Source organism: Paenibacillus protaetiae, assembly GCF_004135365.1.
Lineage (GTDB): Bacteria > Bacillota > Bacilli > Paenibacillales > Paenibacillaceae > Paenibacillus_AP > Paenibacillus_AP protaetiae.
The window spans coordinates 1,933,866-1,952,861 of record NZ_CP035492.1; the positions used below are offsets into that span (position 1 = coordinate 1,933,866).

The following is an 18,996-nucleotide window of genomic DNA, read 5'->3' on the forward strand; positions in this document are numbered from 1 at the left end:
TTTTTACTATTATCTATAACAAAAGATTAAAGATTTGCCTATCCTTTCACCATAAAATCTTTAATTATTACAAATAACCTTTAACTGGCACATTCTAACGCCAAAACGATGATTGTTATAATGAAGACGATTACATTCGAATGGTTGGGAGGATATCCTTATGATACGTGTTGCAATTGTCGGAACCGGGAATATTTCATCTGCTCATATTCATTCTTACCTTGCTTTTCCGGAGCGCTGCGAAATCGCCGCGCTTGTGGATATTCCCGAGAAAGCCCGGGAAAAAGCTGCCGCGTTTGGACTGAACGCTGAAATTTTGGATTCTCACAAGCTGCTGCTTGGCCGTGATGACATCGACCTGGTCAGCATTTGCACACCGCCGTTTCTGCATGCCGAGATCGCTTCCGATTTGCTGCGGGACGGCAAACATGTGCTTGTCGAGAAACCGATGGCCGCTTCGCTGGAGGAATGCGACCGGATGATCGCGGCAGCCGAAGAAGGCGGGGCGATTCTATCCGTTGTTGCGCAAAACCGCTTCCGTGAGCCGATTATGAACTTGAAGCATGTGCTGGACAGCGGCAAAATCGGCCGGGTGGTCCATGCGCAAGTCGATTCTTATTGGTGGCGCGGCCACTGCTACTATGACTTGTGGTGGCGCGGGTTGTGGTCCAAGGAAGGCGGCGGACCAACGCTGAACCATGCCGTACACCATATCGACATGCTCGGCTGGATGATGGGCATGCCGGACAAGGTGGTTGCGATGCTCAGCAACGCGGCCCATGACAACGCCGAGGTTGAAGATATTTCGGTTGCGGTTATGCAATACGGCCAAGGAAGCGTTGCGCAAGTGACCAGTTCCGTTATTCATCACGGCGAAGAACAGCAAATTATTTTTCAAGGGGAGAAAGCCCGTATTTCCGCGCCTTGGAAAGTTTACGCTTCAACCTCGAAAGAGAACGGCTTCCCGCAGCGCAACGAGAAGCTGGAGGAAGAGCTGGAGCAGTATTACGGCAGCCTGCCGCAGCTAGCGCATACCGGCCATCAGGGACAAATCCATGATGTGCTGTCTGCCATTGAATCCGGCACCGCTCCGATGATTACCGGCGAAGACGGACGGAAAACCATTGAACTGATAACCGCGATCTACAAAGCCGGATTCCAGGAAAAAGCCGTTGACCTGCCGATTCAGCAGGATGACCCGTATTACACCGTCCAGGGCATATTGGACAACGCGCCGCACTTCTACGAGAAAAAGACGGCGTTAAAGGAACTGGGCTCCGGGGTCGGCATTACACTGGGCAGCAGCTATAACCAATCGTAACGGATGGTTGGGCGATAAAAAAAGGGATCTCAATTCGATCCCCGATGCTTCCTATAAAACGGATGACAAAACAGCGGTGTAAGGGGGAACCATTCTCCCCGACACCGCTGTTTTCGATGAATACCGGCCTGCCAGACGCTGTTACAGGAACATGCCGCCCGAGGCTTCGATCCGCTGCGCATTCACCCAGCCCAGCTCGTCCGTGCACAAAGAGGCAACTACTCCGCCAATATCATCCGCTTCGCCAACGCGGCCAAGCGCTGTCTGCGATCCGATAAAATTCCGCATCTCTTCATTTTCTCTCAAACCGCCGCCGCCAAAGTCCGTTACGATTGCTCCCGGAGCAATCGCATTGACCCGGATGCCTCTTGCGCCAAACTCTTTGGCCATATATTTAGTCAGCACTTCTACAGCGCCTTTCATCGAAGCGTAAGCTGCATAGCCAGGCAGTGCAAAACGGGTAAGACCCGTCGACAGGTTCACGACAGCACCTTTATCCGCAATAATCGGATACAGCTTTTGTGTCAAGAAATATACGCCTTTCACATGAAGATTCATAAGGCTGTCGAACTGCTCTTCGGTTGTTTCCGTAATGGGAACGTTAATGCCGATCCCCGCATTATTAACGAGATAATGGATTTGATTAGTGTCCCATTTATCGTTCAGTACTTGTTTAAGCTGCGCTACAAACCCGTCAAACGAGGACACATTGCCGGCATCCAGCTGCAATGCTGCCGCTTTGCCGCCAAGCTGCTCAATTTCCTTCACGACTTCATCCGCTTTTTCTTTTTCAGACTTATAGGTCACAATAACGTCAACGCCTTTACGGGCTAAAGCTAGCGCCGAATTGCGGCCTAAGCCGCGGCTGCTCCCGGTTACTAATGCAATTTTATGTTGATTTCCCACAATGATCGCTCCTTTATAATGATGGTTGCCAAGCCCTTTATCGGGGGCTATAATGAGGCTACCACTTCGAGTTAACTCTAAGTCAAGCCCAAAGGATGATTTATTTTGAATTATACGATTAACGAGGCTGCGCAAAAGTTCGGCCTCTCTGCCCATACGCTCCGTTATTACGACAAGGAAGGGTTGCTCCCTTTTGTTTCCCGCAGCCATTCCGGCAACCGGACGTTTACCGACAGCGATCTGGAATGGATTGCGCTTATATGCTGCCTGAAAAACACAGGCATGCCGATCAAAGAAATTAAGCAATACGTCGATTGGTGCAGACAAGGCAGCGCCACGATTGATGTGCGCAAAGCGTTGTTTGTGGCTCACCGCCAAGCCGTATTGCGGCAAATTGAAGAGCTGAACAACAATTTGGAGCTGATTGATGCCAAAATCGCTTTTTACGAATCGCCGGGCATCGCCAGCTTTTTGGACGAACAGATCGCCAAGCAATCGGACAGCTTGCAAAGAAAGGATTCCCTGTATGATTCGCAAATATAACGGATGGCTGGCGGCAGCTTTGTTATTAGCGGCAATGTGCCTGCTTGCTTCGTGCGCACAAGCGCAAGGCAAAGCCCATCTGACCGTTAACCGTAATGGGACGGCGGATCTTAACCTGGATATGTCCGTCAGCAATGAAGCGCTTAACCTGCTTGGCCAGCCGGATCTGATCCCGCAGTTGATCAGCAAGCTGCAGGCGCAAGGGCTGGACGCGCAGTCTTATACGAAAGACGGCAGCACCGGATTGACCGCTTCGCGCTCCTTCCAATTAAAGAACATGGGGATTTCCGGCGTCACGGCCAAGCTGCCGGACGGATTGGAGGCCGAACATTCGTCAGAGGAATCCTTTTTTTATACGAAGGAGCATATTGCCGTAACTGTCGATATGGAGAAGCTGATGGCCAGCAGCAGCGATGCTGCAGGGCAGCAGCTTTCCGCGATGAATCCGCTTGTCAAAGGGCTTGTGCAAAGCCAGATCAAACTGCAATTTTTGCTGACCGCCCCGGTCAAGGCGGGAGCCAGCAATGCAAATGAAATTCAGGACCACGGCAGAACGCTGGTATGGGATATTAAGCTGTTTGAACCAAACCGGTTTGAAGTTGACATCAACGTGCCGAATATCCGCCACATCGCTTATACAGGCGGGGCTGTCCTTATTATAATAATCGCCGCCGTCTGGCTTGCTGTAAGAACATACCGTAAACGCAGACGCTCCGCGTAAATAACCGCCTGCATGCGGACGGGGCTGCCCTTGATTCTAAACCAGGAGCAGCCCCGTCCCCTTTTGTTGAACTAAGGCTTTTTTATTTTATTGGTCATTTTGCCGCTTCCACTCTTCAGCTAAAATGGCGTAGAAGTACTCGTCCCACCATTCTGTGTTTCCTTTTATAAAATGTGCAGGAATACATTGCTTGAAGTGGCCTTCCTTTCTCATCCCGATCTTCTCCATCACCCGGTAAGACGCAATATTTTGCGGCTGGCAAGTCGCAATGATCCGATGGGCATTGAGATGTTCAAAACCGTACTGCAAAATAGCCCTTGCAGCTTCTGATGCATAACCTTGGCTGTAATATTTCGGATTAAACACCCATCCGATTTCATAGGTGCCATTGCCAGACCATTTATGGAACACGATATGGCCAATAAGCGTATGATCTTGTTTTAAAATAACCGGAAATTTCTCCGCTTTCCCACCGCTGTTCTCATAAATGAAAGCCCTTACATTTTGTTCGCAAAAAACACCTTCAGGTATGTATTTCATAACTTCGCTGTCCGATGTATACGCTAAAACAGCTTCCCAGTCATCTGCTTGAAAGTTTCGTATAAGTAACCTTTCCGTGTATAAGTGCATATTCGTTCCCCCTGCCTCTGCTAACGCACAACGGCTCTATTAATCCGGCAGCACCTAAACGGCCAGCCTTACCTATTGGCCGGTCGTTTATGATATCCTTTATCGTCGTAACTTTGCAGTTTTTCACGCCATTGCTTCTCCAGCTTTTTCACTTCCCAGCGCACATCGCTGATTTTTTCCGTATCAAACTGCTCCAGCACTTCAAACGAAAAAGCGTCTTCGCCAAGCTCTTTCCAGTCTTTCTGAAGCTGGAGATTGCCGAACATGCCCAGATCAAGCTGCGCCTTCATCGTCATCCATTTGTTTTTCAAGTTTGGATATGCCGAAACAAACAGCTTTCCATTCAGGTTGTTTTTGACTAGTACGACACCCATATATACTTTTATTTGCTTAAACTCATCCTGCAGCTCTTTCCGTTTGTTTTTATCCATAACAGCTATCCCTCCAATTCCTTCTGTATTCAATCATTGATACCATGAACAACCATTGAACGTCAAATTAAAGAGCATGCCGCCTCCAGCATCTCCTGTTTAAACTTGGTTTATATTCCTGATGTATAATGAGCAGTGTAAATTCGCAACTCATGATTTAAGAGGAAGTGAAATCGTATGCCGCAACTGTTAATCGTGGACGATGATCCGCATATCCGCAAGCTGGTGAGCCATTTTATGCAGCGGGAAGGTTATGCTGTATTGGAAGCAGCCGATGGCCTGGAAGCTCTCCAGACGCTTGAGGACAGCAAGGTGGATCTCGTTATTCTCGATATTATGATGCCGCGCATGGACGGCTATGAGCTTTGCCGCGAGCTGCGGGAGCATTATGACCTGCCGATGCTGATGCTGACGGCCAAGGGCGAATCCGAGCAGAAAGTGAAAGGGTTCGAGCTGGGCACAGACGATTATTTGGTTAAGCCGTTTGATCCGCCGGAGCTGGCGGCAAGGGTGAAAGCGCTGCTGAAGCGGTATAAGATCATTACGGCGCAAACGGTGCAGATCGGCGAATTATCTTTAAACAGTAAAACATTTGAATGCAAAGTCGGAAACGAAGTGCAAGTGCTGCCGCTGAAGGAATTCGAGCTGTTGTATAAGCTTGCGAGCTATCCGTTCCAAACGTTTACGCGCGATCAGCTGATTGAAGAAATATGGGGTTACAATTACGAAGGGAATGAGCGGACCGTAGACGTCCATATCAATCGGCTGCGCGAAAAATTTCCCGAGGACCGGCACGCATTTCGCATCCGCACGATCCGCGGATTAGGCTACCGGCTGGAGATGCAGACATGAACATCCTGCGTAAAACCGGCCGCGCTCTGCTCCGCTTTATTCGAATCATTGACGGGCCGGCCGCTATATTGTCCAGCTTATTATTATGCTGGACGGCAGCTTATTTTGGGCTGCACTGGCTTTATAACCAGCTGAACTGGCAGCCGCATACGCTTGTAAACCAGCTGTTCACTTCACTCGGAGGTTTCTTGCTGTTCACCGCCTTCGTGTTCTCCGTCGCTCCTTTTATCCGCAGAAAAGAACTGCAGATGTACCAGGAGCTGCAGGAAGCGCTGCGGCGCATAGCGCGCGGGGACTTCCACGTACGGCTGCAATCGCGCCGGACAGCCCATGAACACATCACCCAAATCATTGCCGACATTAACGAAATGGCGGTTAATCTAAAAGAAATGGAAGATATGCGGCAGGAGTTTATCGCCAATGTATCGCATGAAATCCAATCGCCGCTGACGTCCATCAGCGGTTTTGCCCGGGCAATGGCGGCAGACGAGCTGCCAAGAAGCGAACAGCTGCAGTATTTGGACATTATCGAGGCAGAGAGTGTCCGGATGTCGAGACTAAGCGATGATTTGCTGCGGCTCGCTTCCTTTGATTCCAAACGGCATCCGTTTCATCCGGAGCTATACCGATTGGACAAACAGCTGCGCCGGCTTATCCTGACGTTCGAAAGGCAGTGGATGGAGAAGGAGCTGGAGGTAAGCGCAGATCTGGACGAAATCTGGATGAACGCTGACCCCAGCCTGCTTAGTCAGGTTTGGGTCAACCTGATTCAAAATGCCGTGAAGTTTACGCCGCCTGGCGGTACCATTGCCGTTAGCCTTAAGCTGCAGAACGATCATGTGGTCGTCTCCGTCAAGGATTCGGGCATCGGGATATCAGAAGCCGACCAGAATCGCATATTCGAACGTTTCTTCAAATCAGACCGTTCACGCACACGTTCGGCCGGCGGCAGCGGGCTGGGCTTATCAATCGTCAGCAAAATCGTAGAGATGCACAGCGGTACGATCGCCGTCTCCAGCCAGCCTGGCGAGTGGTCCGAATTTACCGTTACCTTGCCGCTTGCGCCTCAGCAAACGGAATAAACAGAAGAAGCCGGAATCACCGAGCCGCTCCCGCGGCTTGGCAATTCCGGCTTCGTTAGCGTCACAACTGGCGCTGGGCTGCCGCAGCCGATTTTACCCTTCTCCGGATGCCGCTCACCCGCACAATGACCATCGCAAGCGTCATTATAATAAACGCAGGGCCAATAATGTCCAGGTTAATCTGATGGTCCAGTGCAAACTGATACGTCTGCTTCGGATGATGTGTCATCCATTCGATCGGAATGATCCGGAACAAAAAGGCCGCTACCCAAATGATGACGCTGCCCGCTCCCACAATTACATATATTTTGCCCGTACCGGCATCGCGCTCCACCTTGGTGAACTTTAATAAAATAAAACCAAGGGCCAGTCCGATTACAACGGACACAATCAGCAGCAGCATATTATTGCCGTCCGTCGGCACATCTTGCATGTAAGTTGCTCCATAATAAGCAAGAATGCCAAGCGGCAGCAAAAGCCTGAACATGCGGAACTCCCTTTTTCCAACCGATGTTAGAACAAGCGCCAAAAATATAATAATGGTTGAAATCCATGTGCTTGTAGTCATCCGTTTTTTCCATCCTCCCTAACTTGTCGTTAGGACTAATAGTAAACGGTTCCGGCGGTAAAAGAGTCCATCATCCGATTGAATTTGCTTCCCGGGCATCCACCTGCAGATGGATAAGCCGCTCAGCTGACAATGCCGTTCCGGATGGCATATACGACCGCTTGCGTCCGGTCTTGAACGTCAAACTTTTGCAAAATGCGGTGCACATGCGTTTTGACCGTACTTTCGCTAACAGACAGCGCAGCGGCAATTTCTTCGTTGCGAAGACCGTATGCCATTTGCTGCAATACTTCCAGCTCCCGGTTCGTAAACAGGCTTCGGAGCGCCATGATTCGTTCCGGTTCAATCCCGCCCGTTTGCCGCGATTGATAAGCTTTGCCGATCAGCTTGGCTGCCAGTGCCGTGCGGAAGATGACTTCACCCCGCAGCGCCCCGCGTACCGACTCCAGCATTTCTTCCGGCTCGGTATCTTTCAGCAAATAACCAACCGCGCCTGCCCGGATGCCTTCAAATACGTAATCTTCCGTATCAAAGGTCGTTAAAATAACAATTTTACAATCCGGCTGAAACGTTAAAATGTCCTTTGTTGCTTCAATGCCGGAGTAAAGCGGCATCTGCACGTCCATTAAAATCAAATGCGGTTTCGTCCGCCGCGCCAGCTCCACCGCTTCCTTGCCGTTGCCGGCTTCGCCGGCGACCGCCATATCCGGCTGGGAGCCAATGACATACCGGAGGCCTTGCCGGACGAGCGGCTGATCGTCTGCCAGCATAATCCGTTTCTGTTCCACGCCTATCTCTCCTTCTCCGTTTCAAGGGGCAATTGAATGGCAATTTCCATGCCATGCGGGTGCACGGCCGTTACGCGGCAGCTTCCTCCCGCCTCGCGGCATCTCTGCTTCATGCCGTTCAACCCGAACCCTTCCGCCCAGCCGTCTCCCCCGGCAAATAGGCCGTTGTCCCGCACAACCATCCGCACCTCTCCGTCCAGCTGCTCTACCGCAACAACGGCCTTGCTCGCCTCTGAATGCCGGATCATATTCGTCAGCGCTTCCTGAAGACAATAATACAATACGGCGGACTGTTCGGCAGGCCACTCTTCCCCGCCATCAGGCGCCTTCCACTCGATCGGAATGCCGCTTGCAGCAGAAGCTTGCCGGACTAATGCGCGCAGCGCAATCAGGCCTGTTCCGGCTTGGTCCCCTCCCCTGGCATGGACAACGCCCCGCACCTCCTGCAAGCATTGCTTGGCAACCAGAAGCACATTGCGTGCAATCTGCATCGTTTCTTCCTTGTTGGATTGCAGCGCATAGGGCAGCGCCTGCAGCTGCACAATGACCGAGGTCAGCTGATGGCCAACGCTGTCGTGTATATCTCTTGCGATCCGGTTTCTTTCCTCCATCACGGCGTAACGCATCGACTGCATCGCCGCATGTTCCAGCTCGGACTGCGCCGCCTGCAGTTTCCGGTTCGCTTCCAACAGTCTTGCATTCACCGCCTGCAGCTCATCATGATGCAGCTGCTGCTCTTCATCGTGAATCCGCTTCAAGCGGCGCATATACAGGAGCACATAGATGCCTGCAAAAATAAGCATCATCTCCGTCGCGTTGCTAAGCGACTGTTTCTCCACCACATAAGTGATAGCAAAAATAATAACGGCGATCAGGCCGGCGCTGACTGTAGACAGCAGACCCGGCAGCTTCAGCGAAATAAAACCCATCAGAAACCCCATTAGCGCCAGCACGGTGGATACTTCTCCCGAAATCAGCCAAAATGCCAGCGTTGCCGCATATAAACAAGCGAAAATAACGACATTTTTCCAAAGCGACTTCACCCAAACCGAGCTCCACAACATGACGATGTAAAATCCCGCCAAGGAAAAAGCGGCCAAGCGTTCGCCGCCCGTGGAATCGCGTACCGTCATCAAAACCGTGTACAGCAGCGCCAGGCTAATAAGCGAAGGGGTATAAAACCGGTTGATCCATTGCAGCAAAGCTTTGCTTCCTCCTTCAGCGGACGGAACAGCCCGCCACATGATGTATAAAAAAAGAGGACACAAGCCCCTTGCTCGGAAACAGGCGGGTATACGCCATTTCCAATAAAGGGATGTCCTCATTATAGGTTATCTATCCTTATTTCAGCCGTCAAGCGAACCGCTTCTCCGCCCAGCTGCGCTGCCATAGTTGCAGGCAGCAGGCAGGGACTAGCTGAACCGTTCGGGCGCAAACGCTCCGTACCAAGACGGCAGACGGTCGCCCCCGATGGCGTCCGCCGCCAGCTTCGCGGTAACGGCACTGAGCAAAATGCCGTTCCGGTAATGGCCGGCAGCCATATATACCCGGTCCGACTCCCGCAGCAGCCCAAGCAGCGGGTAGCCGTCCTGGGTAGACGGGCGGAGGCCCGCCCAGCGGTGAAACGGCTCCAGCCCGGCAAATGACGGGAACAGCTGCTTGTTCCAGCTGCGCAGCCGGTCGATTCCTTTGTCCGTGACCGCCGTATCAAAACCGGCTACATCTTCGGATGCGCCGCAGACGACGGTGTTATTTTGCTTGGCGACGACGTATCCTTGGCTTGTAAATACCATATGCCGTACAGGGCCGGCCTCCCCGCCGTAAGCGCATATTTGCCCCCGGATCGGGTATACCGGGATACGGATGCCAAGCGTCTCTTCCCACTCCTGCGCCCAAGCTCCGTTGCATAAAAGCAGGCGGTCGCCCTGGAAGCGGCTCCCGTCCTTCGCACGGACAACGGCTGCATCCCGCCACTGCTCGATCTCAAGCGACTCCAGCCGCTCTGCGATCACAACGCCCGCCGCCCGGCATGCCTTCTCCAACGCCAGCACATAATCGGGGGCATACACATGGCTCTCCTCCGGCGTATACAGCGCCGCTTTCACATCCCGCGACAGCTTTGGCTCCAGGCGGTACAGCTCATCGCCTTCCAGGATGCGCGCAGATGAGCCGTGTTCCCGCTGCCACAGCCTGCGGCCCTCCAGCGCCAGCCGGTCCGCTTCGTGATAAACGGCATACAAGCTGCCGGATTCCGTATATTCAAAAGGCTGGCCGGAGGCGCTCCGCACCTCGTCCTTCCATGCGGGAAACAGCTGCAGGCTGGCGGCGCACAGCTGGAAAAAATCGTCCGGCCCTTCTCCATTCTCGGAGTAGGGCGCCAGCATTCCCGCAGCCGCTCCCGATGCCTGCCCGCCGCAGCGCTGCTTCTCCAGCACGGTTACGCGGTGGCCCCGCTTCTGCAGCTCAAATGCGCAGGCAAGGCCAACCACACCTCCGCCGATCACAATAATGGCTTCTCCCATGTTCAAATCCCGCTTTCCTAGTCAGTTCGCATTTTCCGCCGGATAGCCTTAGCTAATCATGCCGGCGGAGCTGCAAGCTACTTCAGTTTCAGCGAATCGTAGCCGCTGCTCGCCGAAGCATATTTTTTCTTGTCGATGCGGCCGGCCAAATAGGCCATTCTCCCCGCTTCGATAGCCAGCTTCATCGCTTCCGCCATGCGGACCGGATCTTTGGCTTTGGCAACGGGCGTATTCATCAGCACGCCGGAAACGCCAAGCTCCATCGCCTGCGCGACGTCGCTGACCGTGCCGAGCCCCGCGTCCACAATAATCGGCACGTTTGCTTCTTCCACAATGAGGCCGATATGGTACGGGTTTAATATGCCAAGCCCCGTCCCGATGGGCGCCGCTCCCGGCATAACCGCAGCCGCGCCGGCTTCCTCCAGCCTTTTGCACAGGATCGGATCGTCGGAGGTATAAGGCAGCACCGTAAAGCCTTCCTTAACGAGTATTTCCGTTGCTTTCAGCGTTTCCACCGGGTCCGGCAGCAGCGTCCGCTCGTTGGCGCTAATTTCCACCTTCACCCAGTCGCTAAGCCCCGAAGCCCGCGCCAGCCTTGCAATCCGCACCGCTTCTTCGGCGGTGCTTGCACCGGATGTATTCGGCAAATAACGGTAGCCTTCTCCATGCACATGCTGCAAAATCGAGTCATCCTCGACCTGCCCCAAATTTACGCGGCGGATTGCAAACGTAAGCACCTCCGCTCCCGAAGCTTTAATCGCCTCCTGCTGAATGTATGGGCTCGGAAACAGTCCCGTCCCGATAAAAAACCGCGAGGAAAGCTCCTGTCCGGCGATACGCAGCTTATCCTGATTCATCCTTCGTCAGCCCCCTCCTACAAATTGCACCAGCTCGATAACCATACCTTCGTACACTTGCGTGTCCGCCCACTGCTCCTTCTTCAGAACCGTTCCTCCGGCTTCAACGACAACAGGGCGTTCCGTCAGGCCAAAATGCTCCACCACCTGCAGTACCGTCTGTACGTCAAGCTCATGCGTGCCTCCGTTAATCATCAGCTTCATCCCGTTTGCCCCTTTCTCTCCAGCTTCGCCAGGAAAGCGCGGCAGACGCCCGCTACGTCGTCTGCGCCTACGATCTCGCTAACCGCGCAAATGCGGTCCGCTCCGGCTGCAATCACTTCATCCACATTGCTAAGCTTAATGCCGCCGATCGCCACAAACGGAATGCGGACTCGGTCGGCTACCTCGCGGACATACCCCACTGTTACCGGCGCGACGACATCCGTTTTCGTCTGGGTCGGGAATACCGGACCAACGCCGATGTAATCCGCACCTTGCGCCTCCGCCAGCAGCGCTTCCTCAATGGCATGCGTCGATATGCCGATCATTTTGCCGGGGGCAAGCCTTCTGGCTTCGCTGAGCGAGATATCGCCTTGGCCGAGATGGATGCCGTCCGCATCTGCTTCCAGCGCAATATCGATATAATCATTAACGATAAAAGTCACCCCGTACCGCCGGGTAAGCTCCCGCAGCGCAATCGCCTTCTGGAGCACCTCTGCGCGGCTGCTTGTTTTATCCCGAAGCTGGATAATGTCAGCGCCGCCTTGGATAGCCTCCTCCATGACCCGGATCAAATTACGGCCCGGATGAAATTGCTCGGCGGTTATGGCGTACAAACGAAAATCTTTCATCCTCTGTTCCTCCCCGTTTCTGATGCATGCGCTTTACGCGCCTCCATGCCTCGTTCTCATGCATGCGGCATGCCAGCCTCTACGCCTCATTCTGATGCGTGCGGCTTACACGCCTCTACGCCTCATTCTCATGCATGCGGCATGCACGCCTCAATGCCTCGTTCTCATGCGTGCGGCTTACACGCCTATGTATCTTGCGTAAAGCGTTTTGGCCCGGACCGGATCATCCGTTCCCTGCACAAGCACGCGGCCGTCCGGAAACAGCACAAGCCTTTCGCCTTCCGGCAGCTCTACCCGCAGCAGATACGGATTCAGCTCCGTCTTCACCGCCGCCGGCTTCAGCCGCTCCTGCCACTCCGAGAGCTGCAGCGCCTTGCGGCCTGTAATCTGCACCGTACTTCTGCCGCATAACGATACTGCTCCTTCCGCCTCCTGCTCCTGCAGAGCAGGGTACTGCTTCAGCCCGCAGCAAGGGCAATCCGCAGAAGGCTCGCCAAGCTTCATCTCAAAATGGCGGTTGCTCCATACATCAAACGTTACCAGCGTATTTCTTCTCGCTGAATGTGCCCCTATCAGCACTTTCATCGCTTCCACCGCCTGATACGATGCGACTATGTCCACGACCGGCGCAATGACCCCAATCGTATCGCAGGTTTGGCCGCCGCTGTCCGCAGTCTGGATAAAGCAGCGCAGGCACGGCGTTTCGCCTGGCACCAAGAGCGCGCTCATCCCCTGTGAGCTGACCGCCCCGCCGTAAACAAACGGAATCCCTTCGCGGAAGCAGGCATCGTTCAGCAGAAAACGCGTTTCGAAATTATCCGTGCCGTCCAAAACAAGATCAATGCCGTCCAGCAGCCGGCTGATATGCCGTGCCGTCACATCGGCTACAATGGCATCAATCCGGACATCCGAATTGATGCGCTGCAGCTTCCGCTGTGCGGCAATCGCCTTGGGCAGCCCTTGCGCGGCATCCTCCTCGTCGTACAGCATTTGCCTTTGCAGATTGCTTCGCTCTACAAAGTCGCGGTCGACAATTCGCACGAGCCCTACGCCGGCGCGGACAAGATGATTCGCCAGCACCGTGCCGAGCGCCCCCATCCCGACGATGCACACCGCACTGGCCGCAAGCTTCGCCTGCCCTTCCGGCCCGATCGGGGCAAATCGCATTTGCCGCGAATACCGCTCATCCGGCTGGGCTCCATTTGCTTCATTTGCCTCACCCGCACCGCCAAATTCCCGTATGCTCAAACCGGCCACTCCTCCCGATCGTACGCTTTATCCCAAAATAAATATTCCAGCTTCGACGCCATCACAAAGTGCTCCTCCAGCTTAAGCAGTGCCTGCTCCGGCAGGCCTTCAGCCAGCTCATCCATCAGGCCGATGCACCAATCGGTCAGCTCGCCGAACTCGCTGGAGCTGTACATCTCCACCCACTCGCGGTACAGCGGATGCTCCATTGCAGCAGAACCGGCAGCAAGCTTCAGCCCGATTTCGCGGTAGCTCCACATACAGGGTAATATGACGGCAACGATCTCAGCTAATGTGCCTTGCGCCGCCACCTGCAGCATATACCCGGTATACGCCGTTGTAGCGGGAGAAGGCGGCGTATGGTCCAGCTCTTCGCGGCTGATGCCAAACTTCGCCGCATAGCCCCGGTGCAGCCCCATCTCCACATGCAAAATCGAATAGCTGAGTTCAGCAAACTTTGCCATCCTGTCCGGATCGGAAGCCTTAATGCTGCCGTAAGCGTACATTCTCGCGTAATCCAATAAATAAAGGTAATCCTGCTTCAAGTAAAAAATAAACCGCCCCGGATCTAGCGTTCCGGCGCCAAGCTCCTCCACAAACGGATGGTTGAGGCTGCGCACCCACCATTCTTCCGCCGCCGTGTACAGCCGGCTGCTAAATCTCGGTGTCTGTTTTGCCGCTTCCAGGTTTCCCATTGTTTCTCCTCCTCAGCTTTGACCGCCAGGCAAAAAATGACGAAACATATCCGCAAGGCCGCAGCCGCTCCGCGCAAATAAAAAAAGCCATTCGAGAATACACGAATGGCTTTTGCGCATGCAAAATTCGATATGTTCTCTACGCCAGCATTACCTGGTTCAGATTAACGGTCAGGCAAACTAGTTGCCAATCTCAGCCGGACTTCATCCAGCACCCGTAATTTTTCAGTTCATGTTACTTATTACCACTTTACTATACTCAATAGGAGCAGTTCGAGCAACCTTTTATTTAACAGCCGTATTGCCGATTTCTGCTTCTTCGTCTTCATACCAGGGGTTCAGGTGCACGAGCACCTCTTCCACATCGTCGTGCCGCTCCATAATAACCGACTTGATTTTTTTGGACACGTCATGGCCTTCCTGGATGTTCAGTTCGGCAGGAATGCCGACACGCACATCAATGATGATATAGTGGCCATGCTCCCTTGCGCGGATCAAATCAATCCGTTTCACTTCCGGCACGCTGATGACCAGCTCTTCATATTCGCTTATTTTCTCCGGGGATACCATCCGGTCCATCAAAATATCAACCGCTTCACGGCCCATATCGTTGGACAGCTTCAAAATCAAAAGCGCAACGATCAGCCCTGCGACCGGATCGCCGTATTGCAGCCATACGATGCCGTAATGGTCGCCAATCAGTGCCGCCCCGATACCGGCAACCGCTGCGAGCGATGCGTATACATCAGCCAAGTGGTCATAGGCGGTGGCCAGCAAACTTTTGCTGTTGGTCGATTTGCTTACCTGCATGCAATAGTAATACAGCCAAATTTTCCATACCAATGATACGGCTGCCGCTATTAAAGCGAGCAAGCTTGCTTCCGCCGCCGGATGGAAGAAGGCTTCCACGGAATGATATCCGATAAATAATGCCGCTACAAGCATAATGATAGCTACAATTGCCGAACCAATTACTTCGGCTTTGCCGTGCCCGTACGGATGGTCCCAATCTCTTGGTTTTTTCGCAATAATGGTTGCGCTTAACGCCGCTATTGAAGCAATAACGTCGCCCGCATTATGAATGCCGTCGGCAATGAGCACCTGGCTGCCTGCGAGAACGCCTACAACGATTTTAATGACCGTAAGAAACAAGTTACTGATTAAGCTGATCGTGATCGCTGCCGCGCTGGACGGCTTGCTAGTCTGACTCATTTATTTCTCCTTTTACCCGTTTGCGTATGCGCCATTTAACTGCTGCTCTGGCGCGTTACAGCCGCTTGTACTTTTTTTCAACTGAATCATTATACAAAGCCGATACGGTGTGGGTCTAGAGAAACAGTGTTGCTGTGTGCAAGCACTTTTACGGCAAGGCAACAGACTTTAACGGTGCAAAAACAGTTGCCCTTGTCCAAAAGTAAGCATATGGTAAACAATTGTGCGCCTCGGACATCCATGCTGTCATTATTTTATTTGCTTCATCTTGTTATTGCGTTTGGCTCGGACGTGATTGTACTATAGATCATGCATAGGAAAAAAATGGAATTGTGGGAGGTTATTTTTTGTCTATTATCAACGTTCTGGATCAAGGGTATGTAAGGCTGGTTAATCATATGGGATCGGATCTTACCGTCGTGAATGCCGCTCGGGTGTCATATGCAAAGCAGTCCGAGGAGCTGTCCGAACGGGACATCCGACTAATTCAATTTCTCGCGCGGGAAGGGCATACGTCGCCATTCCGCCACGCTATCGCACAATTTGAAATTTACGCACCTCTGATGGTAGCGAGACAATGGTGGAAATATGTCGTTGGCGCCGCTCATTATGAAGGTACAGGCGATAGCCTGGAGGCATGGAATGAATCAAGCCGGCGGTATATTACCGAAGAGCCGGCATTTTATATTCCGCAAGCAGGTGAATGGAGAGCAAAGCCCGAGAGCTCGAAGCAAGGCAGCGGGGAGCCGATCGCCTGGGAACTCGGCGAGAAGCATACGGAAGCGCTTATGGCCTATGTGGAGCTAGGTATAGCCAACTACGAAGCCGCTTTGCAGGATGGGATTTGCGCCGAGCAGGCCCGGTTATTTCTTCCGTCCTACGGGATGTATGTGCGATGGTATTGGACAGCCTCCGTCCAATCAGTGGCCCACTTTTTATCCCAACGGCTGGAGCATGACGCCCAAAAAGAAATTCAGCTTTACGCGAAGGCTGTACTTGAACTCATTAAACCGTTATTCCCGGTTTCGCTGGAACAGCTTGTGGCGGAAAGCCATCTGGTGCCGCAATCCCATTAGCATCACGGCGACACCTATCATTTACGTCTGAAATAGTACTAATTTACCTGCATGTTATTATCTGAAAATAAGGCTATGTAAATCTTAACGAACAGCTATCTAAGCTCAAACCGTTCAACCCATTGCTTCCAAAAGGCTTGCAGATCAAACCGTTCCGGCCGGTCAAAATACGTCCCCGACAGCTCCAGCTCCTCTATACGCGACAGCCGGAACGCCTGTACTTTCTCTTCCGTCTCCCCGATCAAAAACCAGATGCCGCCTTTGGCGACCAGCCCGTAAGGCTTAAGCTCAAACGTTCCGCCCACCCCGCTTCTCGATGTGTACGCCATCGTTACCGCACGCTGCTCCCAGATCGCTTGCTGCGCCAGCTTTAGGTTGGGCGCTTCCTTATCGCCTTCCCGCCATGAATCCGTATCCAAATGGATACGTTCCTGCAGCCACGCCGCCGCCTTACGCTCCTGCTCCGGCAGCGCCAGCATCAGCTTCTGCAGCGCTGAACGGAATGCTCCGCCTATGCCAAGCTGTTCGTAAACCGAGCCGGTTGCATGCACAAACAGCGACTGGATCTCATCCGTCGTTAACGCATGGAATGGCGATTTATAATGGTCCGGCAGCGCAAACCCTCCGTGAACGCCGGCATCGGCGTAAACCGGAATGCCTGCCAAGCTAAGCGCATCCATATCGCGGTAAATCGTCCGCTCGGACACCTCAAGCCGCTTGGCGAGCTCCGAAGCTGTCATTTTCCCGTCTGTCTGCAGGAGCATTACAATTGAAATTAGGCGGTCCGCCCGCATATTTTTTTCCCTCTTTTCCGTCCGAACAGTCATATGGCTCCATCATAGGAATCACTGACAGTAGATGTCAAGGTTGGCATGGTATGCTGTACGCAGGAATGCTGCTGGAAGTCGGGGGATCAACATGTATACGAAATTACGATGGCACAAATGGCTTAGCCACCATCCCACGCTGCGCAAGCTGCAAACAGCAGCTTTTATGCGGAGCATATGCCAGGGCATAGCTGTCGTGGTAACGAGTCTATATTTAAAAGAGCTGGGCTGGAGCGGCGGAGCGATCGGCGGTCTGCTCATTGCCGCCGGGTTATTTCGAACGATAATGACCACATTCGCGGGGACATGGAATTCGCTGCTTGGACCACGAAAGTTGCTGCTGCTTGCTGAAGCTGTTACTGCTGCAGCCGGCATAACGGCCGCCTGTACGCGCAGCAGCTCTTTGCTGTGCGCCGCCATCATTGCGGCGGGGTTTGGTATGGGACATACCGGCTCAAGCGGACCAGCCGGGCCGATTGAACGCCGCTGGCTTGGCGCGTTTGGCAGCAGAAGCGGAAGCGGCGGCATTTTTGGCAAAAACGCCATGTTGACATATGGCGGAATGGGAATCGGGTCGCTGCTCGCCAGCCTGACGCCGTGGCTGCAAGCCTGGCTTCCCGGAGCTGCCGCCTACCGGGTGGTATACGGTCTGCTGGCCGCGTGTGCGCTGACTGGTGCGGCCGTCCTGCTCACCGTCGAAGGCGGAGCGCGGCAGAATAAGCCGCAAAAAGCGGCGGATAAGCCGCAAAGCTCCGGTTTATCCGCCGCCGAAATTCACGAGCCAAATCATACAGTTGAAATGTTGGATCCGCAAAAGGCGGCATTACCGCATCCTGCAGCCACGCTGCACGCCCAGCAGACGACAGTAAACACCCGGCGAGCTTGGCATGCGACGGAGGCAAGCGAAGCAAACAAGACTGCAAACCGGCAAGCGGCTGCTGTAACCGAAGTAATCAAGTCTACAGATCGGCAAGCAACTGCTGCAGCGGAGGCCAGCGAGCAACCAGCTAAACCAACAGCAGCTGTTGACAGAACTACCGCTCTGCTCGCACAGCACCCGCCGGAAGCCTCCTTGCCTTCGGCGCGCTTAAGAACAAAACGCACACTCATCGCCGCCGGACTGGCGGCTGCGGCAGCAGTATCAGCTGCTGCGCTGCCGTTATGTCGGCAGCACGTTCCCGGAGCAATTGCGCCGGTGATCACGTTCGTGCTGCTAATGGTTGCCGCTGTCGTACGTGTATCCGGCGGCCCTAAAGAGGAGCTCACTTCCATCGTTCAGATCGTAAACACGGTTGCTGTTACGTTATCCGGCACGATGAGCTCCTATTGGCTCGCTGCCAAGTTCGGCGCATCGGCCGGCATGGCCGGCATCGTACTGGCTGCTTCTTACTTGCTGGCCGGCGCATTGTCGCTGGCAGGCGAACATGCCGCCCGTACCTTTGGGCCGGTGAAGGCGGTTGTTTATTTTCAGCTGGCCGGCGTTGTCTGCACGCTTGCACTGCCTTGGGTACCGAATTTTTGGGAAGCTGCCGTTTTGTTTGCTTTATGCAGCATGTTTAATCTGGGTTCGCGCGGCACGCGCAACGCCGTTATGTTCGACAACCGCGCGCGGCATAAACAATCCGGATGGGCTAAATTTACGTCCTTCCTTGTCCGGTTTGGCGTTGTGTTATGGCCGGGCGCATTTGGCAGCCTGATCGAGGAAGGCGAATACGTGCTGCCTTTTTATATGGCAGCCGCCATTCAATCCGTTTCGGCCTGGCTGTACGGGCGAGTGCGGGGAACACGGACGGAACAGGCTGACCGCAGCTGAGCTGCTGCTATGCGATCCTAAGCGCCGCAGGCTCCCCCGCTGCTAGATTGTCCATAGCAGAATAGGCGCTT

Annotated in this window: 21 protein-coding genes and 1 riboswitch; of the genes, 7 read left to right on the forward strand and 14 right to left on the reverse strand. The window is 53.7% G+C overall.

Translation table 11 applies throughout. The annotated features are described in order from the left end of the window. The first annotated feature begins 160 nt into the window (after nucleotides 1-160). Complete coding sequence (locus tag ET464_RS08870; RefSeq protein ID WP_129440165.1) at nucleotides 161-1,321, forward strand: Gfo/Idh/MocA family protein; 1,161 nt, start codon at nucleotides 161-163, stop codon at nucleotides 1,319-1,321. Nucleotides 1,322-1,462: 141 nt separating this feature from the next. Here the strand turns inward: ET464_RS08870 and ET464_RS08875 are convergent, their stop codons facing one another. Beyond that, a complete protein-coding gene (locus ET464_RS08875) occupies nucleotides 1,463-2,227 on the reverse strand; it encodes an SDR family NAD(P)-dependent oxidoreductase (RefSeq protein ID WP_244226723.1) in 765 nt (254 codons plus the stop codon). 105 nt (nucleotides 2,228-2,332) lie between these two features. Between ET464_RS08875 and ET464_RS08880 the strand changes: the two genes are divergently transcribed. Both ET464_RS08880 and ET464_RS08885 read left to right on the forward strand, forming a co-directional pair. After that, nucleotides 2,333-2,770, forward strand: coding sequence for a MerR family transcriptional regulator (locus tag ET464_RS08880; protein ID WP_129440167.1), 438 nt, complete (start codon nucleotides 2,333-2,335; stop codon nucleotides 2,768-2,770). Beyond that, entirely contained in the window at nucleotides 2,754-3,491 is a 738-nt protein-coding gene (locus ET464_RS08885; RefSeq protein ID WP_129440169.1) for a DUF3153 domain-containing protein, read from the forward strand. Before ET464_RS08880 ends, ET464_RS08885 begins: the two co-directional genes overlap by 17 nt. Nucleotides 3,492-3,578: 87 nt before the next feature. Here the strand turns inward: ET464_RS08885 and ET464_RS08890 are convergent, their stop codons facing one another. Both ET464_RS08890 and ET464_RS08895 read right to left on the reverse strand, forming a co-directional pair. Then, the gene (locus tag ET464_RS08890; RefSeq protein ID WP_129440171.1) at nucleotides 3,579-4,121 is read right to left on the reverse strand and encodes a GNAT family N-acetyltransferase; all 543 of its coding nucleotides are present in this window, start codon (nucleotides 4,119-4,121) and stop codon (nucleotides 3,579-3,581) included. 68 nt (nucleotides 4,122-4,189) lie between these two features. After that, nucleotides 4,190-4,552, reverse strand: a complete 363-nt coding sequence (locus ET464_RS08895) for a GIY-YIG nuclease family protein (protein ID WP_129440173.1) — start codon at nucleotides 4,550-4,552, stop codon at nucleotides 4,190-4,192. Between the two features lie 177 nt (nucleotides 4,553-4,729). Here ET464_RS08895 and ET464_RS08900 point away from each other — a divergent pair, with 177 nt between their 5' ends. Together ET464_RS08900 and ET464_RS08905 are read left to right on the forward strand one after the other, a co-directional pair. After that, on the forward strand, nucleotides 4,730-5,404 hold the full coding sequence (locus ET464_RS08900; protein WP_129440175.1) for a response regulator transcription factor: 675 nt from the start codon (nucleotides 4,730-4,732) through the stop codon (nucleotides 5,402-5,404). Further along, complete coding sequence (locus tag ET464_RS08905; protein WP_129440177.1) at nucleotides 5,401-6,486, forward strand: sensor histidine kinase; 1,086 nt, start codon at nucleotides 5,401-5,403, stop codon at nucleotides 6,484-6,486. Before ET464_RS08900 ends, ET464_RS08905 begins: the two co-directional genes overlap by 4 nt. A gap of 61 nt (nucleotides 6,487-6,547) precedes the next feature. Here ET464_RS08905 and ET464_RS08910 read toward each other — a convergent pair whose 3' ends face one another. From ET464_RS08910 to ET464_RS08955, 10 genes are all read right to left on the reverse strand, one after another. Further along, the gene (locus tag ET464_RS08910) at nucleotides 6,548-7,054 is read right to left on the reverse strand and encodes a hypothetical protein (protein ID WP_129440179.1); all 507 of its coding nucleotides are present in this window, start codon (nucleotides 7,052-7,054) and stop codon (nucleotides 6,548-6,550) included. Nucleotides 7,055-7,176: 122 nt separating this feature from the next. Further along, entirely contained in the window at nucleotides 7,177-7,848 is a 672-nt protein-coding gene (locus tag ET464_RS08915; protein ID WP_129440181.1) for a response regulator, read from the reverse strand. Beyond that, nucleotides 7,845-9,044, reverse strand: coding sequence for a sensor histidine kinase (locus ET464_RS08920; protein WP_165279957.1), 1,200 nt, complete (start codon nucleotides 9,042-9,044; stop codon nucleotides 7,845-7,847). The genes ET464_RS08915 and ET464_RS08920 overlap by 4 nt, the downstream gene beginning before the upstream one ends. A 210-nt stretch (nucleotides 9,045-9,254) precedes the next feature. Then, nucleotides 9,255-10,364 carry a glycine oxidase ThiO gene (gene thiO / locus ET464_RS08925; RefSeq protein WP_129440185.1) on the reverse strand — a complete coding sequence of 370 codons (1,110 nt, stop codon included), beginning with the start codon at nucleotides 10,362-10,364 and terminating at the stop codon, nucleotides 9,255-9,257. A 77-nt stretch (nucleotides 10,365-10,441) separates the two neighbouring features. Beyond that, the gene (locus ET464_RS08930) at nucleotides 10,442-11,221 is read right to left on the reverse strand and encodes a thiazole synthase (RefSeq protein ID WP_129440187.1); all 780 of its coding nucleotides are present in this window, start codon (nucleotides 11,219-11,221) and stop codon (nucleotides 10,442-10,444) included. A 6-nt stretch (nucleotides 11,222-11,227) separates the two neighbouring features. Next, entirely contained in the window at nucleotides 11,228-11,425 is a 198-nt protein-coding gene (thiS, locus tag ET464_RS08935; protein WP_129440188.1) for a sulfur carrier protein ThiS, read from the reverse strand. After that, entirely contained in the window at nucleotides 11,422-12,054 is a 633-nt protein-coding gene (gene thiE, locus ET464_RS08940; protein ID WP_129440189.1) for a thiamine phosphate synthase, read from the reverse strand. The genes thiS and thiE overlap by 4 nt, the downstream gene beginning before the upstream one ends. Before the next feature lie 177 nt (nucleotides 12,055-12,231). Further along, nucleotides 12,232-13,221 carry a ThiF family adenylyltransferase gene (locus tag ET464_RS08945; protein ID WP_129444232.1) on the reverse strand — a complete coding sequence of 330 codons (990 nt, stop codon included), beginning with the start codon at nucleotides 13,219-13,221 and terminating at the stop codon, nucleotides 12,232-12,234. 77 nt (nucleotides 13,222-13,298) lie between these two features. Next, on the reverse strand, nucleotides 13,299-13,997 hold the full coding sequence (tenA, locus tag ET464_RS08950; protein ID WP_129440190.1) for a thiaminase II: 699 nt from the start codon (nucleotides 13,995-13,997) through the stop codon (nucleotides 13,299-13,301). Nucleotides 13,998-14,115: 118 nt separating this feature from the next. After that, nucleotides 14,116-14,226, reverse strand: a riboswitch (TPP riboswitch). A gap of 56 nt (nucleotides 14,227-14,282) precedes the next feature. Further along, a complete protein-coding gene (locus ET464_RS08955; RefSeq protein ID WP_129440191.1) occupies nucleotides 14,283-15,209 on the reverse strand; it encodes a cation diffusion facilitator family transporter in 927 nt (308 codons plus the stop codon). Nucleotides 15,210-15,607: 398 nt separating this feature from the next. Between ET464_RS08955 and thyX the strand changes: the two genes are divergently transcribed. Continuing rightward, nucleotides 15,608-16,285 (forward strand): FAD-dependent thymidylate synthase, encoded by a 678-nt coding sequence (gene thyX, locus ET464_RS08960; RefSeq protein ID WP_425271762.1) that lies wholly within the window; start codon nucleotides 15,608-15,610, stop codon nucleotides 16,283-16,285. 95 nt (nucleotides 16,286-16,380) lie between these two features. On the opposite strand, the gene ET464_RS08965 is transcribed toward thyX, so the two are convergent. Next, a complete protein-coding gene (locus ET464_RS08965; RefSeq protein WP_165279958.1) occupies nucleotides 16,381-17,079 on the reverse strand; it encodes a helix-turn-helix transcriptional regulator in 699 nt (232 codons plus the stop codon). 124 nt (nucleotides 17,080-17,203) lie between these two features. Between ET464_RS08965 and ET464_RS08970 the strand changes: the two genes are divergently transcribed. Continuing rightward, nucleotides 17,204-18,925 carry an MFS transporter gene (locus ET464_RS08970; protein WP_129440194.1) on the forward strand — a complete coding sequence of 574 codons (1,722 nt, stop codon included), beginning with the start codon at nucleotides 17,204-17,206 and terminating at the stop codon, nucleotides 18,923-18,925. Nucleotides 18,926-18,996: the final 71 nt, after the last annotated feature.